Here is a 16,415-nt window from a genome sequence, read left to right on the forward strand (position 1 = left end):
TGCGAGGACGAGGGGATCGGAGTCATACCGTGGAGCCCGCTGGCGAGGGGCCGGCTGACCCGGCCCTGGGAGACTTCGACGGAGCGCTCCGAGACGGACGAGTTCGGCCGCTCCCTCTACGGTCAGCTCGAAGCGGACCGCGCAATCGTCGAACGCGTGGACCGGGTGGCGTCCGAGCGCGGCGTCCCCGCCGCACAAGTCGCTCTCGCGTGGGTCATGCACAAGCCACCGGTGACGGCGCCCATCGTCGGCGCAACGAAGATGCACCACCTCGACGACGCCGTCGCGGCAATCGACCTACACCTGAGTGCTGAAGAGATCGCGCTGCTCGAGGAGCCGTACGTCGCTCACCCGGTTGTCGGCTTCGGCTGACCTGTGGGCTAAGCGGTCTGCACCCCGGCGATGGAGTCCTTGATGACACGACGGAGGAGCTTGCCTGTCTCGTTGTAGGGCATGTTGTCGCGGACCTGGATCACCTGGGGGGTCTTGGTCGACCGCAGCCGCTCCTTCGCGAACGATTTCAATTCCTCGACTGTCGCGGTCCGGCCCGGACGGAACACCACTGCCGCCGCGACGGCTTCACCCCACTCCGGATCAGGAATCCCGACCACGACCGCCTCGGCTACGGCCGGGTGGGCCAGGAGTGTCTCCTCGATCTCCCCTGGCGAGAGGTTCTCCCCACCTCTGACGATCACGTCGTCGAGGCGTCCGTCGAGGAACAGGAAACCTTCGTCGTCCAACCATCCCGCGTCGCGGGTCGGGAACCACCCGTCGTGGCCGAGGACCGAACCTGTCTCATACTCGCCCGCGACCTGTTCACCGCGTACGTAGATCTCGCCGCGCTGCCCCGGCGGTAGGGCCGTCCCGCCGGGATCGCGGATCTCCACCTCGACCGACGGCAGGGGCCGCCCTACCGAACCCAGCCGGCGCCTCACCGCTGGGTCTTCGCTGGCGACGCACTCGCGGTGATCCTCGGGTGTCAGCGCAGCGATCGTCGAGCTCGTCTCCGTCAGCCCGTAGGCGTTGACGAAGCTCACGTGTGGCAGCAAGCCGATCGCCCGTTCGACCAGTGCCACCGGGGCGCGGCCTCCCCCGTAGGCGAGATGACGCAGCGACGGCAGCCCCGCCGCATCACCAGACAGAGTGTCGACGATCCGCTCCAGCATCGTCGGCACGACCATCGCCTGTGTCACCGCCTCCGATCGCGCGACTTCGACCCATCGTTGCGGGTCGAAGACAGGCAGGTACACCACACGCCTGCCCGAGTACAGCGAGCTCAAGGCCCCCGCCACGCCGGCTACGTGATATGCGGGAACGCTGACCAGCTGCGCCTCGTCCTCACCGGCTCCCAGGAACTCGACGGTGGACAGGACATACGAGGTCAGATGCCGGTGGCGCAGCAGCGCCGCCTTGGGCTGTCCGGTCGTGCCGCTGGTGAACAGCACGACGGCGACCTGATCGGGGTCGACGAACGGCAGCTCGGTGTCACCGGCTTGTCCCCGGGCCTCGAAGACCGGCCCGCCGGCGATGAACCGGTCGGTGGTTACCACCTCGACCCCGTCGATCCCACCGGCGCGCTCGGCCATGTCCGCGTCGACGACCACTACAGCCGGGGCGATCCGCTCCATCAGGCCGCGTAGCTGGGCATCGGGAAGCCTGAAGTTCAGCGGGGCGAACGGCGCACCCGATCGTGCCGCACTCAACAGGACGGCGGGAAACGCCGGCGAGTTCAAGCCGAGGAAGCCCACGCGCCGGACACCCCGGGCACACAGCCACGCCGCCCTATCGTCGCAAAGCTGGCGCAAACCGCCGGCGGTCATGCCGCCCCCGCCCCGCGCGCCCAGCATCACCCGGTCGGGGGCGGCGTCCGAGACCATTTCCAGCAGCAGCGAGATGTTCACAGGCAGGTGATCAGTTGATCAGGGGATCCCTGGGAAGGCCGAGTATCCGTTCGGCGATCTGGTTGCGCTTGATCTCGGACGTGCCACCGGCGATGGACATCGCGCGGTGCATCAGCACCATCGAAGCGGCCAGGGCTCCATCGCCATCGGTGAACGCTAGGTCGGGTCCGGCGAGCGCGGCGAGGATCGCTGCCGACTCGTGCCCGTTCTCCGACAGCACCAACTTGGTCACGTTGCCTTCCGGCCCCGGTCCGCCGCCCGCGACCGCGCGGTGCGCACTACGGAGGTTGAGCATGTCCATTCCCTGCATTCGGGACACCAGTCTGCCGACACGGCCGGGACCTCCTGGAAGCCGCTCCGGATGTGCGTCGAGCGGGCCGATGAAGGTGTCGATCGGCAGGGCGGCACCGCCCTGCCCGCCACCGATGCTCACGCTCTCGTTGCCGAGGGTCGCGCGGGCGACCGTCCATCCGCCGTCGACCGGACCGACCACATCGTCGTCGGGGACGAACACGTCGTTGAAGAACACCTCGTTGAAGTCCGACGCGCCCGTCACCTGCTTGAGAGGCCGGACTTCGACACCCTGCGCCTTCATGTCGATGACCATCGTCGTGATGCCCTGATGCTTGGGGGCCTCCGGATTGGTCCGCACCGTGGCGAACCCGTAACGCGCCAGATGGGCACCGCTCGTCCACACCTTCTGCCCGTTGACGACCCAGCCGCCCTCGACGCGGGTGCCCCTTGTCTTGATCCCGGCGGCGTCGGATCCCGCGTCCGGCTCGCTGAACAGCTGGCACCAGATCAGCTCCTGGTTGAGCGCGGGGCGCACCCAGCGCTTCACCTGGTCCTCGGTGGCGTGCTGGATGAGCGTGAGGATCACCCAGCCGGTGATGCCGTAGGCCGGTCGCTTCACGCCAGCGGCCGAGAACTCCTGCTCGATTACCAGCTGCTCCACAGCGCCCGCCGCTCTGCCCCAGGGCTTGGGCCAGTGCGGCATGGCGTAGCCCGCTTCGATCATCTTCTCTCGCGCCTCGGCATCGTCGAGGCCGCTCAACGTTGCTGCGAACGCCCTCACATCGTCGCGAATCTGCTCCGCCTCGGGAGGCAGGTCGACGGTGCGCTCGCGCCGCACGCCCCTGCGCACGAGATCGGTCACGTCACGCGCGGCGGTCTCGGCGTCGATGATCGCCGCGATGGCATTCGCGCGCCGCTGGAACAGGTGCGCGTCGTGCTCCCAGGTGAACCCGATCCCGCCGTGCACCTGGATGTTCAGCTGCGAGTTCTGGTCCGCCGCCTCGACACCGAGAGAGGCCGCCACGGCGGAGGCGTAGCTGAACTGAGCCGGGTCGCCGTGCCCTGCACGAGCCGCGTCCCACACCGCCGCGGTCGCCAACTCCGTGGCGACGAGCATGTTCGAGCAGTGGTGCTTCACCGCCTGGTATGTCGCGATCGGCCGCCCGAACTGGATGCGCGCCTTGGCATATTCGCTGGCCATCTCGGTACACTCGCGCGCGACGCCCGTTGCCTCTGCGGCGAGGATCAGGCGTGCGATGTCCACCAGCTTCGAGCGAGCCCCTGCCACCACCTCGGCGCTCGCATCCCGGAGGGTCACCCGACCCGACCTACGGGCCGGATCCAGATTGGCGGGGACCGAGACGTCGACTCCGCCGTCGCGCTTGTCGACGATGACAATGTCGGCGCCGCTAGGGATCACCACGATGTCGGCGAGGCCGGCCCCGAGCACGAGCCCAGCGTCGCCACTGGCCTTTCCACCGGCGACCCTGACGGAACCACCGAGCCCGAACGCACCCACGGCTGCGCCACTCGCGAGACCCGGGACCAGCCGTGCTGCCACCTCCTTGTCGGCGACGGCTTCGATCACCGCGCTCGCAACCAGGGTCGGCACCAGCGGACCGGGGCACACCGCCCGGCCGGCCTCCTCGACCACCACGATGAGTTCCTCCAAGCCGAAGCCGGAACCGCCGTGGTCTTCCGGCAGATGCAGGCCAAGCCATCCCAGAGCGGCGAGATCCTCCCAGAAGGGAGGCAGTAGCTCGGTCTGCGAAGTGAGCAATTCACGCGCGTAGCCGCGAGCCTTGTTCCTCGCGAGGAAGTCCGAGACGGTCGATCCAAGCGCCCGGTGGTCGTCAGTGATCGCTATCGACATCTTTTCGGGTCCTGCTTTCTAACTGTCATTTAGGGCCGAACCGTTGCCCCGCATCCAAGCGGATGGTCGAGCCGTTGAGCATCGGGGTCTCCACGATCGCCTGAACCAGCCGGGCGTATTCCTCTGGGCGGCCCATGCGCTTCGGGAATGCGGCGTCCTTGGTCAGAACGTCCGCGAACTGATCCGGGATGCCCTTGGTGATCCCGGTGGCGAAGAGGCTCGGTGCTATCGCAACGACCCTGATGCCCAGGCTGCCGAGGTCGCGCGCCATCGTGAGCATCATCCCTGCGATTCCCGCCTTGGCGGCGGTGTAGGCAACCTGGCCGATCTGCCCTTCAAAAGCGGCGATCGAGGAGGTGTCGATGATGACGCCACGCTCACCGTCGTCGTTTGGCTCATTGCTCGACATGTGGAACGCCTGCAACCGGTTGAGGTTGAAGGTGGCGACAAGGTTGAGCTCGATGACCCGCCGGAACTGGTCCAGCGGGTGTGGGCCCTCCTTAGTGAGAGTTCGCTTGGCGATGCCTCCGCCGGCCGTGTTCACGGCTATGTCGAGGCCGCCGAGCACAGCTACCGCTTCGGAAAGGGCCGCTTCGACTGTCCCTTCGTCCATCACGTCGAGCGGGTGGAACGTCGCCTCGAGGCCGGCAGCGACCTCTGCTCCCCCAGAGGTCGGAAGATCGAGGATCGCGACCGAAGCGCCCTTCGAACGAAGCAGCTCGGCAGACGCCCGCGCCATGCCCGAAGCGCCGCCGACGATTACCGCGCGGCTCCCCTTGATCTCCATCGAGCCTCCCCTGGAAAGACTGAGCCGAATTGCGCGGCAGCCTATTGACACTTCATCGAGACGGGCTAATCGAGACAGCGAGCCAGCCACCCCTACCATCGCGGCATGCGAGCCAACACGCCAGCCGCAGCTGCAGACCCCTCGGACGACGCCGTCGACTCCTGGCAGGCGGCACGCGCGTGGGCCCGCTCCGGCGTCATGGCGCTGAACGGGAACCCGACCGGCCCGCCGCTTCTTCCACCACTGGGCGCGGCGACCAGGCTGACCGCCGTCGCCGAGGAGATCGCTCGGCTGACCGCCGCTAGGGGCCGCCCTGTAAGGGTCAGATGGGAGGCTGCGCTGTCCGGTCGTGCTGCCATCCTCGGGCTTGCCGGCAAGGGGCGTACGTCGGCCAACGGCTCGTGCCGACTGATCACCGCCGGCGACGGCGAGGTGGCATTGAACCTCCCCCGTCGGGACGATTTGTCCCTCGTGCCGGCTCTGACCCTCGACCCCGCCGCAGAGGATGGTCCATGGGATGCAGCGGCGACCCTGGCCGCGTCGATGCCTGCAGCCGAGTTCGTCGGGCGCGCCCGACTGCTCGGGCTGGCAGCTTCGATGGCAGGGGAACGCCCGTCCGGCCCCGCCTACGTCGTCACGCGCCGCGGGGAGCCAACCACTCCGGCGCTCAATGGGGGCTGGACCGTTGTCGATCTCTCCTCCCTGTGGGCCGGGCCCGTTGCCGCCCGCGTGCTGGCCGAATCAGGAGCACATCTCATCAAGGTGGAAGACCCCGCACGACCCGACGCCGCCAGGCAGCGACCAGAGTTCTACTCCTGGATACACCCTGTGGGCGAGAAGACCGAACAGGTGGACTTCACGTCGGAGTCCGGCCGACAGACGCTGAGCGAGTTGCTGGAATCCGCGGACGTCGTGATCGAGTCGTCAAGACCGCGCGCTCTCGAACAGATCGGTCTCGCACCCGATCAGCTGCGCGGAGCCGCCGGGCAGGTTTGGTTGAGCATCACCGGCCACGGGCGCACAAGCACTTCGCGCGAATGGACCGGTTTCGGTGACGACTGCGCCGTCGCGGGCGGCCTCCACTGCCGCGACGAGAGCGGCATGGCGGCGTTCTGCGGCGACGCCGTAGCAGACCCCGTCACGGGACTCGTCGGGGCGTTGGCGGTGCTCCGCTGCCTCGCCGAAGGGGGCGGGCACCTTCTGGATGTCTCCCTGAGCGGCGCCGCTGCTTGGGCGGCGGCCGGCGGCGAACCGGATCCGCGACAGCACGGGATTACCGTCGATCGCTCCGGCGAGGGTTGGGTCGTGCACCAAGGCGACCTCGTGGAACCCGTCGCCGCCCGCCCCCCAACTCTCGACTGGGTCTGAACAGGTTCGCTCTCAGCCATGCACGACCCGGCCGCAGACCACGGTGGCGATCACCGCCGGCGGACCCTCCGCAGCTGCCACCTTCGCAACAGGTGAAGGCAGGATCGCGAGGTCCGCCACCTCACCGACCTTCACCCGTCGCGGCATGGCAGGTTCCGCGCCCGTCCCCAACCACCAGCTGAGCGCTTCAGGAAGCCCGACGCGCTCCTGTGGGCCGAGACGGGCTCCCGATGCTGTGCGCCGCGACACCGCCGCCCGGATGGCCGCCCAGGGGTCGCTGCCGCCGAAAGGGGCATCAGTGCCGGCAGCAACCGCAACCCCTGCTCGCGACAAGGAACCCGCGCGCCAGAGGTTCTCCGATTCGTTGGGCTCGACCGATCGGAGGTATTCGTCACCCCGCTCGGAAACGAAGTTCGGCTGGGTCACGACCGTCACGCCGAGCCGCTTGAGTTGCGGGATGATCTCGAACGGGATTACCGCGCCGTGCTCGATGCGGTCGTGTCCGAAGGGGCCGCCGGCCTCCTCGAGTGCCACGAGGGCCAGGACCAGTTGCGTCCGCGTGACGCAGTGGACCGCGACTGGCCGGCCGCCCCTGTGCGCGCAGCGGAAGGTCCGCGACAGTGACCCGATGGCCGGTAGATCGAAGTCGTCGAGGATCACCTTGACGGCTCCGGCCGAGACCCGATCGCACCCGGCCGGCCCGCCGCCGGCGGCGGGCCCGGCGACATCGGGCCCGGCGGAATCGGCATCCGCCCGGACCATCAGGTGCAGGCGCTGGCAGACCACACCGTCGGAGGCCGACGCCGCCAGCAGCCTCGTGTCAGCGTCGCTGCGTTCCGGGGTCGCGTCGGTCCAACCGGTCACGCCGAGAGCCGCCGCCTCACGGCTCAGTTCACCGAGGCGATCCGTCAGCTCGCGCTCGGGCAGCGCGACCGTCCTCGCCGAGAGCCACGCGTCCATTCGCCAAAGCCGGCCAGTGGGACGTCCCCTGCTGTCGCGTTCGATCCCTTGCCCGTACTCCGAGTCAGCTCCCACGATCTCGAGCGCGGGCGAGTTCAAAACCCACAGAACGCCGCTGCGGTGCTGCACCCTGAGCGGCCGGTCGGGGACCAAGCGGTCCAACACCTCCCGCTCGAGGTCGCCCGCGACCGACTCGTGGTAGCCGACGGCGCGTATCCATCCGGCATCGGCGGTCCGGCGCGCGCGACCGAGTGCCTCCGCGAGCCCAGCGAGATCGGTGACCTCTGGCGGCCCGACCACGACAGATGACAGCGACGCAGCAAGCGCACGCAGATGAATGTGGTGGTCGTGAAGACCTGGGATGAGCCATCCGCCGGCGGCGTCGAGCTCCTCCTGGCCGGCTTCCCGCCCAATGGCGGCGTCGATCTCCGCTATCCGCCCTCCAGCAATCCGGACATCGACTGGTTTGCCGTCGGGCCGATCTCCCAACCGTGTCCGCCGGATCACAAGGTCGCCGCGCACCGCTCGCAATGTACGCTCCGTGCGATGGTCGAGCCCGTGCCGTTCGACGAGGCCGCGGCCCTCATCGGCGCCGTCCGGTCCGGGTCGGCAGGCGCCGAGGCGATCCCGGACCCTCCCGTCGTCGTCGTGGATCTGGACACGCGGCCGGTGAAGGGCGAGACAAGCGGAGAACCACTGCGACCGCCGGCTATGTGGCCATGCGTGGTCATCGCCGTCAGCACCAACGCAACCCAGCCACCCGGCGGCGCCGACGTCTACCTCAGCGCGGCAGCGGCTCGGATCGATCCTTTGGCAGGGCCGCTCCGGGACCTCGGCACTATCGCAGCGGCGATCGCCGAATGCCCGCAAGCCGCTACGACCCTGGCGCAGGTGCTGCGGATCCACAGCGGAGACGTCGAAAGGGACCTGCTAACCGAGTCGATCGCGTACGCAGCGCTCCAAGGCGGCGCCGAGCATCGCGACTGGCTCGCATCGAACCGGCGCCGCCGCACCGACCCGGACGGCTCACCGCCCGTTCGCGTGAGCCGCTCCGGCGACCTGCTCGAGATAGTCCTCGACCGGCCCGCGCGGCGCAACGCCTACAGCGCCGGCATGCGCGACAGTCTCGTGGCTGCACTCGAACTGGCAGCGAGCGACCCGACGATCACGGAGGTGCACCTTCGGGGCAGCGGCCCGAGCTTCTGCAGCGGGGGCGACCTATCTGAGTTCGGTGAGGTCGCGGATCCCGCCACCGCGCACCAGATCCGGATGGCGCGCAGCGCCGGGTATCACTCCCACGCCATCGCCTCCAGGCTCGTCGCGCATGTCCACGGAGCGTGCGTCGGGGCCGGAGTGGAGTTGCCGGCATTCGCCGGGCGGGTCCTGGCCGACCCCGGCACCACCTTCCGCTTGCCGGAGGTGAGCATGGGGTTGATCCCGGGCGCGGGTGGCACAGCGAGCATTCCCCGCCGCATCGGCAGGCAGCGAACGGCCCTGCTCGCGCTGGCAGGGCACGAACTGGACGCGGAAACGGCGCTTCTGTGGGGTCTCGTCGACGAGATAGTGCCGGCGTGAGCGGGCGGCGGCGCGCCGGCGGCGCCGCTAGTCCCCCATGCCCATCCCCGGCTCAAAGTCCTTGTCCCCCACGGGGTGAAGGTCAAGGCCGGCATCGTCCTCCGCCGGCGACGATCCCCTGACCTTGCGGGCGTCCTCCCTGAGGTGCCCGATGAACTCGTCGTCAGTTATCTCTTCCGGGCGCTTCTCCATGGGCCGGACCTACGCTCGCCCGCCTAGTGTCACCCGCCGTGACGATCCTCGACATGTTCAGCCTCGAAGGCAAGGTGGCAATTGTCACCGGCGCATCCTCCGGCCTCGGGGTTGCGTTCGCAATCGCCCTGGCGGAAGCAGGGGCGGATGTGGCACTCGGAGCACGCAGGGTCGACAAGCTGAAAGACACGGCCGAACAAGTCACCAGGCTCGGCCGGCGGGCCATCGCGGTCCAAACCGACGTCTCCAAGCCCGACGACTGCCAGATCCTGGTCCGGTCCACGATGGACGAGTTCGGCCGGGTCGACATTCTCGTCAACAACGCCGGCATCGGCACTGCCTACCCGGCTACCCGCGAGACCCCCGAGCAGTTCCGCGAGGTCATAGACGTCAATCTCAACGGCTGCTACTGGATGGCTCAGGCGTGCGGGCGGGTGATGAAACCGGGCAGCTCGATAGTCAACATCTCAAGCATCCTGGGTCTGACGACCGCCGGACTCCCCCAGGCGGCCTACGCCTCGAGCAAGGCCGGCCTCATCGGTCTGACGCGTGACCTCGCCCAGCAATGGACGGGTCGCAAGGGCATCCGGGTCAACGCCCTGGCCCCGGGGTTCTTCGAGTCCGAGATGACCGACCAGTACACGCCTGGCTACCTCGACTCGCAGATGTCCCGCGTTCTGGTGGGACGCGCGGGCGACCCTCGCGAGCTCGCGGCGGCTCTCGTGTTCCTCGCCAGCAAAGCCGGCGCGTACGTAACTGGCACCGTACTGCCTGTCGACGGAGGCCTCCTGACCAGCTGAACACGTGGGAAGGACGTCCGGTACCAACCGGCTCTCTCACCGGCTGGCTTCGAGGTCCGTTTTCTGGGACCCTTGTAGTCCCCCCGGTTCAAAGCTTCCAGGAGCCCTGTAACTGATGCGCCCCCTCGCACAATGGTGCGTCCGGCACCGACGCGTAGTGGTGTTGTGCTGGCTTGCCATCCTCGTGGTCGTCAGCGGCATCTCGCACGCCGCCGGCACCCGCTACTCCAACAACTTCGATTTGCCGAAGACGCAGTCGACCGAAGCCATACGCCTCCTGCAGTCCATCCTGCCTCGAGCCTCCGGCGACGTGGAACGCATCGTCATCGCGACAACTCCGCCGGCCAAGGTCACCGACGCGCCCGTCGAGGCCAGGGTCGACGCGATGCTCGCCGCCATCCGGAAGTTCCCGCACGTGACCAATGTGCTCTCCCCGTACGAGGCCGCCGGCGCCGATCAGGTGAGCAAAGACGGAATCATCGCGTTCGCCACCGTTACGTTCGACGAACAGCCGCAGAGCCTCTCCAGCATCGCGAAGGACTTCGTCCACACGGCTCGCTCCGCTGACGCACCGGGAGTCCACGTAGCGGTCTCGGGTCAGCTGGGGGAGCAGAGCAACAGGCCGGCGCTGAGCGGCACGGGGCTCGGGATCCTCCTCGCGGGCGTGGTCCTGTTGCTCGTGTTCGGGTCGGTGTTCGCCATGGCGTTGCCTCTGTTGTCCGCACTGGTCTCGCTGGGCACGGCGATCGGGCTCATCGGACTCCTGTCGCACGTGATGAAGATGCCCCAGTTCGCCGACCAGCTCGTGCTGCTCATCGGCCTCGGTGTCGGTGTCGACTACGCGCTGTTCATCGTCACTCGCCACCGCCAAGGGCTCATGGCCGGGCGGGACGTCGAGACGTCGATCGTCGAGGCTGTCAACACCTCCGGTCGCGCCGTCATGTTCGCAGGCATCATCGTGTGCATCGCGTTGCTGGGGATGTTCGCCCTCGGCGTCAGCTTCCTGTACGGCATGGCGGTGTCCGCCGCGATCGGCGTGGCGCTCACGATGATCGCGGCGCTGACGCTCCTGCCGGCGCTCCTTGGTTTCATCGGCCCCAGGGTGATGTCACGACGCCAGAAGCGCGGCCTCGCGCTGAACGGCCCGAGGATCGTCGGCACCGGATCCAGAGGTTTCTGGGTCCGCTGGGCCGGGTTCGTACGCGGGCACCCGATCCTTCCCGCGCTGATCGCTCTCGGCCTGGTGGTGCTCGTCGCACTCCCGTTCTTCTCGATGCGCCTCGGTTCGTCGGACCAGGGCAACGACCCACGCGGCACCACGACCCGCGACGCTTACGACCTCCTCGCCCGAGGGTTCGGTCCCGGGTTCAACGGGCCCCTCCAGGTCGTGTCCGTCCTGCATGCTCCTGGCGACCGTGCCGCCTTCGACCGTGCCGTCGCTGATATCAAGGACCAGCGCGACGTGGCAGGAACGTCCACTCCGCTCGTCGTCCCCGGCCGCGGCGGCAGCCAGGTGGCGCTCCTGCAGGTGTACCCCTCGAGCGCACCTCAGGACGCCGCGACCACCCGGCTGATCAGCCAGCTGCGCACTCAGACGCTCCCCAGGGCCCTGGCCGGCTCGCACGTCACCGCCTACGTCGGCGGGACGACCGCGATCTTTGTCGACTTCGCGCACGTCTTGTCGAACAAGCTGCCGGTGTTCATCGCTGCTGTTGTGCTGCTGTCGTTCCTGTTGCTGGCACTGGTCTTCCGCAGTCTCGTCGTGCCGTTGATATCCGCCGCGATGAACATGCTTTCGATCGGGGCGGCGTTCGGCGTCGTCGTGGCTGTCTTCGGTTGGGACTGGGCGGGTTCGATCATCGGCGTGAACCGGCCCGGGCCGGTCGAGGCATTCCTGCCGGTGATGCTCTTCGCCATCCTGTTCGGGTTGTCGATGGACTACCAGGTGTTCCTCGTCACGAGGATCCACGAAGAACGGCTGCGAACGGGCAACAACGGCGACGCAGTGCAGCGCGGTCTGGCCGCCACGGGCAAGACGATCACTGCGGCCGCGTTGATCATGATCCTGGTGTTCGGGTCGTTCGTCCTCGGCGGCCAGGTGGTCATCAAGGAGTTCGGCCTGGGTCTGGCCGCGGGTATCCTCATCGACGCGGTGATGATCCGCATGGCGATCGTGCCGGCGGTGATGTTGCTCACCAGGGAAGCCAACTGGTGGTTCCCCCGCTTCTTGGATCGCCTGTTTCCTCACATCGGGTTGGAGGTGCCGCACGTGGAAGCGGTAGCGGCGCCGACCGACGCGGGCACCCAAGGGCCCGGCAAGCTGATCAGCCGCTAGCCGGCCTCGTTGCCGCTACAGGAGAACCACCCCGCGGGCCCAGAGGTCACCCCGCCGGTTGGGACGGCTGGTTCTCCGCGGTGCGGTAATCGCCGAAGGGGGTGTCGCGCTTGGTTAGCGCATCCGTGAGGCCCTGCTGCATCTCGGTGACGAAGGTGCGCAGCGTCTTTTGGTGGGTGCCCAGCGCACAGAGCTCGGTCCCAATCCGGATTCCGGTCCGCAGCCCCATCACCTCCATCTGGCGGTGCACGACCCGCTTGTTGATCTGAACCACGTCGGGTGGGATCTTTGCGATCTTCGAGGCGACGGCCAGCACCTTCTCGTCGAGTTCGTCGACCGGGAACGCCGCGTTCGCCCAGCCGTACTCGACGGCCTCCGTCCCGCTCATCGAATCACCGGTCAGCATGGCCTCCATGGCCTTGCGCATCCCCATCGTCCACGCGTGGAAGTGCATATCGGGGACCCCGAAGCGGACAGCCGGGTAGCCGATCTGCGCGTCCTCCGCCACATAGACGAGGTCGCAGCCCGACGCCAGCTCGCTGCCGCCGGCGAGGCAGTAGCCGTGCACCTGCGCGATGACAGGCTTTGCCAGGTCCCAGATGCTCATCCAGCCCTCCGTGACGTGTCGCGGCCACTGCCCGTCCCCGCCGGCGGTGAAGAACGGAAGGTCGAGGCCTTCGTTGCCGCCACCAAGGTCGTATCCGGCCGAGAAACACTTGCCCGCTCCACGGATAATGCTGACCCTGACGGAGGTGTCCTGGTCCGCTTCGCGCAGGGCCTCGAGTATCTCGCCCCTCAGCGGATGGAACAGAGCGTTGCGCTTCTCGGGGCGGTTCATCGTGATCCTGCGGACCCCCGGCGCGGGGTCGTCGACGATGATGACCGAATAGGCCTTGCCATTTTCCGTCATTGGTTCTGCGTCTCCCTTGAATGCATCTGAGATCTGCCGCGTTCGAACACTCCGCCGACCCGCTCCGCCAGACCTTCGGTCCCGCCGCCTCGCGCCCAGTCCCGCGACGCGGCGGCCTCGAGCGCCATGCCGTCGCCGGCTGCAGCAGCCTCGATCCGGCGGTAGGAGGCGAGGAGGGCCTCGACAGCAGGTTTATTGTTGGACACGATCGCTGCTGCTGCGCGGCGAGCGGCGGTAAGCAGCTCGTCGTGGGGTACCACCTCGGTGACGAGACCGCATTCGAGAGCACGTTGGGCCGGCAGGAAGTCGCCGGTGAAGCTCATGCGCCGGGCCATCGCGAAGCCGATCCGCTGAGGCAGCAACACTGACAGGCCCCAGCCCGGGAGTATCCCCACCCTCGCGTGCGTGTCGGCGAAGGCTGCTCGCTCCGAAGCGATCAGGAAGTCGCAGTTGAGCGCCAGCTCGAAGCCCCCTGTGATAGCGACCCCGTTGACCGCACCGATGAGGGGCTTCTTCAGAGGAGCCCAAGGCAACCCTTGGATTCCGGCATCGTCGGGGTCCTGGTCGAGCCGTCCCCGCTCGCTCAACTCCTTGAGGTCCAAGCCGGCGCAGAACGCCGGGTCTGCGCCGGTGAGGATCACGGCTGACACGGCGTCATCGGAGTCGATCGCCGCCATCACCTCCCTCAGCCGCCGGCGCAGGGCCGAGCTGAGCGCGTTGCGGGCCTCGGGCCGGTTGAGGGTTACGGTCGCGATGCCGTCGTTGCTCTCGAGCAGCACCAGTTCGTCATGGTCAGATTGTGCCACCCGGTCATCCTGCCAGGGCCGACAACAGGACAGCACTTCCTCGGCCCTACGCTCGCGGTATCCAGGGCATCCTCACGGCGCAGGTTCTGACCGCTTCGTTGTTCGGCCTCTCGCCGACGCAGGCGCTGGTCGTCCTGTTCGTGTTCCTGCCTTTCGCGCTCGCCGCCTTGGTGATCCCGTTCGTGGCGTGGAGGCACCGGGGCGACCCGAAGCCGGTCCTCACCTCGGAGATCCTGGCGAGCGGCGTCCGGGGGCGGGCGGAGATCGTGTCGGTACGTCTGCTGGGCACCATCCTCGATCTGAAGCCGATGGTTCGCTTCGTGCTGCGAGTTACGACTGAGGCGGGGGCGCCGGGCGGCACCGCTGCTGACAGCGGCGCCGGCAGCAGCGTCGATGCCGGCGAGCCGTTCGACCTCGAGGTGGTCCAGTCGATCCCGCGCTCGCTCGTGGGCGTCTATCGGCCGGGGGACACCGTGGAGGTGCGACTGACGCCGGACCGATCCGCCGGCGCGGTGGTGCTCGGGGGATAGCGGGCGCGGGTCGCCTCGGGGATCGAGCGACCGGGCCGGGGCGCTGTCGGGCGGGCGCGGGGCCGAGGCGGTCGGGCGACTCGTGACATAGGAGGACAGAGGCGAACTCCGTCCACTCGAGCACCAGGCACAAGCAGCAACCGCCGGCCCAACACGCGACCGCCCACCAACCGCCGGCCCAACAAGGCAGCCCTTCAAGGAAACCCCGGCCGGCCCGGCGAACCTATAGAGCGAAGGGCCGGCCGCCCCGTCAGAACGCGCGAGCCGGAAGACGAGCTGGGAGGACGACCGACAACATGACCCGCCCGACCCGACGGACAGGTTCGACCGGGCCGAGCCTGAGCCGGCGCCGGTTCCTGACCCTTGCCGGCGCCACCGCCGGCGCTCTGGCAGTCCCCGAACTGCTAATCGAGAAGGCCCTTTCGGTGGAGGCCGCCGGGGGCTCTTTGAGCGACATCAAGCACATCGTGGTCCTGATGCAGGAGAACCGGTCGTTCGACCACTACTTCGGCACGATGGCCGGCGTCCGGGGCTTCGGCGACGGCGCCACATACTCCTCCTATGCCGGCGGTCCGGCCACCGACCCCGGCACGGTCTTCCATCAGACGACGGTCCCGGCCGGTACCACCAAACCGATCCTCACGGTCGGCGGCGACACCTTCCTCAACCCGTTCGAGCTCGAGAGCAACCCTCCCACCGTCTCGGGTCAGACCACCAACGACATCACCCACGACTGGGGACCCCAGCACCTTGCCTGGAACAACGGCGCCATGGACCAATGGGTGGTGCAGCATCTGAAAAACGACGGGACCGCCCCCTTCGAGATCGACAACGGCACCTTGGGGATCCCGCAGCCCGCCCGGTCGTCGACGCCGAACGGCATCCTCACCATGGGCTACTACCGCGAGGCCGACCACCTCGACTACTACCGGGCGTTGGCGCAGTCGTTCACGGTGTGCGACGGGTACCACTGCTCGGTTCTCGGGCCGACCGACCCCAACCGCCTGATGTGGATGTCCGGGAGCATCGGAGCGCATTCAGCCGACAAGGGCGGCCAGATCATCACCACCTACGTGCAGAACCGGGAGCAACTCGTCGGCACTCTCGACTGGCCGACGATGCCCGAGCTGCTCACCCAGGCCGGCGTCAGCTGGAAGGTCTACCAGGACCCAACCTCCAACGCCCTGTTCAACGTCCTCGACTACTTCAAGAACTTCGCCACCCCGTCCACTTCCGCCCAGGTCCAAAACGCGGCGCAGGGACTCGCCCCCGTCTACCCGGCGGAATTCGCCGCCGACGTTCAATCCGGAACCCTTCCCGAGGTGTCGTGGATCCTGCCGCCGGCGCCGTGCTGCGAGCACCCCGCGACCCCACCGGCCTACGGGGAATACCTGGTGTCGGAGATCCTCCAGATCCTGGTTTCCAACCCAGCGGTGTGGGCCCAGACCGTCTTCCTCGTGGTCTACGACGAGAACGGCGGCTTCTTCGACCATGTCGCCCCACCGACTCCGGGCCCGACGGTCATCGCAGGCGACAACAACCCTCTCGCCGGCGATCCGAACTACGACGGGGAGTACTTCACCGCTGCGCCGGCGAACGCGACCGGCGGCCCGCCGAGTGACTGGGACAACGTCCTCGGCCCGGTCGGCCTCGGGTTCCGCACACCTGCGTTGGTCATCTCACCGTTCAGCACCGGCGGGTGGGTCTGCCACGACACCTTCGACCACATCTCGACGATGAAGCTCGTGGAGACTGTCTTCCTCGAGCCGGGAACCCTCCTGGCCGGGCTCCACGTCTCGCCTTGGCGTTACGCGACGGTCGGCGACATGACATCCGCCCTACCGGGTATCGCGAGCCCCGACACGACGGTCCCGCAACTGCCGTCTACCTCGATGGCATACCCCGACGTCGCCGAGCAGAGCCTCCTCAATTCGCTCGCCGGCACCGTTGACGAGGGGCAGGCATACCCGGTCCCGACGGCGAACGCACCCGTACCCGCCCAGGACGACCGAGGCCCCAAGAACACGACTCCAACCCACGCAGCAAGCGGCCGGGAGGAGAGGAGGACGGCCCCGTAACGCAGT

At 68.2% G+C, this 16,415-nt stretch carries 14 protein-coding genes; 7 read left to right on the forward strand and 7 right to left on the reverse strand.

All coding sequences use genetic code 11. The annotated features are described in order from the left end of the window. On the forward strand, positions 1–372 hold a 372-nt coding region (locus tag VNF71_09420), incomplete at its 5' end, for an aldo/keto reductase (GenBank protein HVA74770.1). A gap of 8 nt (positions 373–380) precedes the next feature. On the opposite strand, the gene VNF71_09425 is transcribed toward VNF71_09420, so the two are convergent. From VNF71_09425 to VNF71_09435, 3 genes are read right to left on the reverse strand one after another with little or no spacing between them, the layout of a single operon-like run. Then, on the reverse strand, positions 381–1,901 hold the full coding sequence (locus tag VNF71_09425) for a class I adenylate-forming enzyme family protein (GenBank protein ID HVA74771.1): 1,521 nt from the start codon (positions 1,899–1,901) through the stop codon (positions 381–383). A gap of 10 nt (positions 1,902–1,911) precedes the next feature. Then, complete coding sequence (locus VNF71_09430; GenBank protein ID HVA74772.1) at positions 1,912–4,068, reverse strand: acyl-CoA dehydrogenase; 2,157 nt, start codon at positions 4,066–4,068, stop codon at positions 1,912–1,914. A 25-nt stretch (positions 4,069–4,093) separates the two neighbouring features. Beyond that, positions 4,094–4,855, reverse strand: a complete 762-nt coding sequence (locus tag VNF71_09435) for an SDR family NAD(P)-dependent oxidoreductase (GenBank protein ID HVA74773.1) — start codon at positions 4,853–4,855, stop codon at positions 4,094–4,096. A 105-nt stretch (positions 4,856–4,960) separates the two neighbouring features. Between VNF71_09435 and VNF71_09440 the strand changes: the two genes are divergently transcribed. Next, positions 4,961–6,223 carry a CoA transferase gene (locus tag VNF71_09440; protein ID HVA74774.1) on the forward strand — a complete coding sequence of 421 codons (1,263 nt, stop codon included), beginning with the start codon at positions 4,961–4,963 and terminating at the stop codon, positions 6,221–6,223. A gap of 12 nt (positions 6,224–6,235) precedes the next feature. On the opposite strand, the gene VNF71_09445 is transcribed toward VNF71_09440, so the two are convergent. Beyond that, entirely contained in the window at positions 6,236–7,705 is a 1,470-nt protein-coding gene (locus VNF71_09445) for an amidohydrolase family protein (GenBank protein ID HVA74775.1), read from the reverse strand. Between the two features lie 24 nt (positions 7,706–7,729). On the opposite strand from VNF71_09445, the gene VNF71_09450 reads away from it, so the two are divergent. Then, a complete protein-coding gene (locus tag VNF71_09450) occupies positions 7,730–8,758 on the forward strand; it encodes an enoyl-CoA hydratase/isomerase family protein (protein HVA74776.1) in 1,029 nt (342 codons plus the stop codon). 27 nt (positions 8,759–8,785) lie between these two features. On the opposite strand, the gene VNF71_09455 is transcribed toward VNF71_09450, so the two are convergent. Next, positions 8,786–8,950, reverse strand: coding sequence for a hypothetical protein (locus VNF71_09455; GenBank protein HVA74777.1), 165 nt, complete (start codon positions 8,948–8,950; stop codon positions 8,786–8,788). Between the two features lie 38 nt (positions 8,951–8,988). Between VNF71_09455 and VNF71_09460 the strand changes: the two genes are divergently transcribed. Both VNF71_09460 and VNF71_09465 read left to right on the forward strand, forming a co-directional pair. After that, on the forward strand, positions 8,989–9,750 hold the full coding sequence (locus tag VNF71_09460) for a glucose 1-dehydrogenase (protein ID HVA74778.1): 762 nt from the start codon (positions 8,989–8,991) through the stop codon (positions 9,748–9,750). 115 nt (positions 9,751–9,865) lie between these two features. Then, positions 9,866–12,085 (forward strand): MMPL family transporter, encoded by a 2,220-nt coding sequence (locus tag VNF71_09465; protein ID HVA74779.1) that lies wholly within the window; start codon positions 9,866–9,868, stop codon positions 12,083–12,085. 46 nt (positions 12,086–12,131) lie between these two features. Here the strand turns inward: VNF71_09465 and VNF71_09470 are convergent, their stop codons facing one another. Then, positions 12,132–12,995 carry an enoyl-CoA hydratase-related protein gene (locus tag VNF71_09470; protein HVA74780.1) on the reverse strand — a complete coding sequence of 288 codons (864 nt, stop codon included), beginning with the start codon at positions 12,993–12,995 and terminating at the stop codon, positions 12,132–12,134. After that, positions 12,992–13,801: an enoyl-CoA hydratase gene (locus tag VNF71_09475; GenBank protein HVA74781.1), complete on the reverse strand. Its 810-nt coding sequence runs from the start codon at positions 13,799–13,801 to the stop codon at positions 12,992–12,994. Before VNF71_09475 ends, VNF71_09470 begins: the two co-directional genes overlap by 4 nt. Between VNF71_09475 and VNF71_09480 the strand changes: the two genes are divergently transcribed. Together VNF71_09480 and VNF71_09485 are read left to right on the forward strand one after the other, a co-directional pair. Next, positions 13,795–14,331, forward strand: coding sequence for a hypothetical protein (locus VNF71_09480; GenBank protein HVA74782.1), 537 nt, complete (start codon positions 13,795–13,797; stop codon positions 14,329–14,331). The two genes, VNF71_09475 and VNF71_09480, sit on opposite strands and share 7 nt — an antisense overlap. Positions 14,332–14,627: 296 nt before the next feature. Further along, the gene (locus VNF71_09485; protein ID HVA74783.1) at positions 14,628–16,409 is read left to right on the forward strand and encodes an alkaline phosphatase family protein; all 1,782 of its coding nucleotides are present in this window, start codon (positions 14,628–14,630) and stop codon (positions 16,407–16,409) included. Positions 16,410–16,415 lie beyond the last annotated feature (6 nt).

The sequence above is a fragment of the Acidimicrobiales bacterium genome (assembly GCA_035533095.1).
In the GTDB taxonomy this organism is placed as follows: domain Bacteria; phylum Actinomycetota; class Acidimicrobiia; order Acidimicrobiales; family Palsa-688; genus DATLUM01.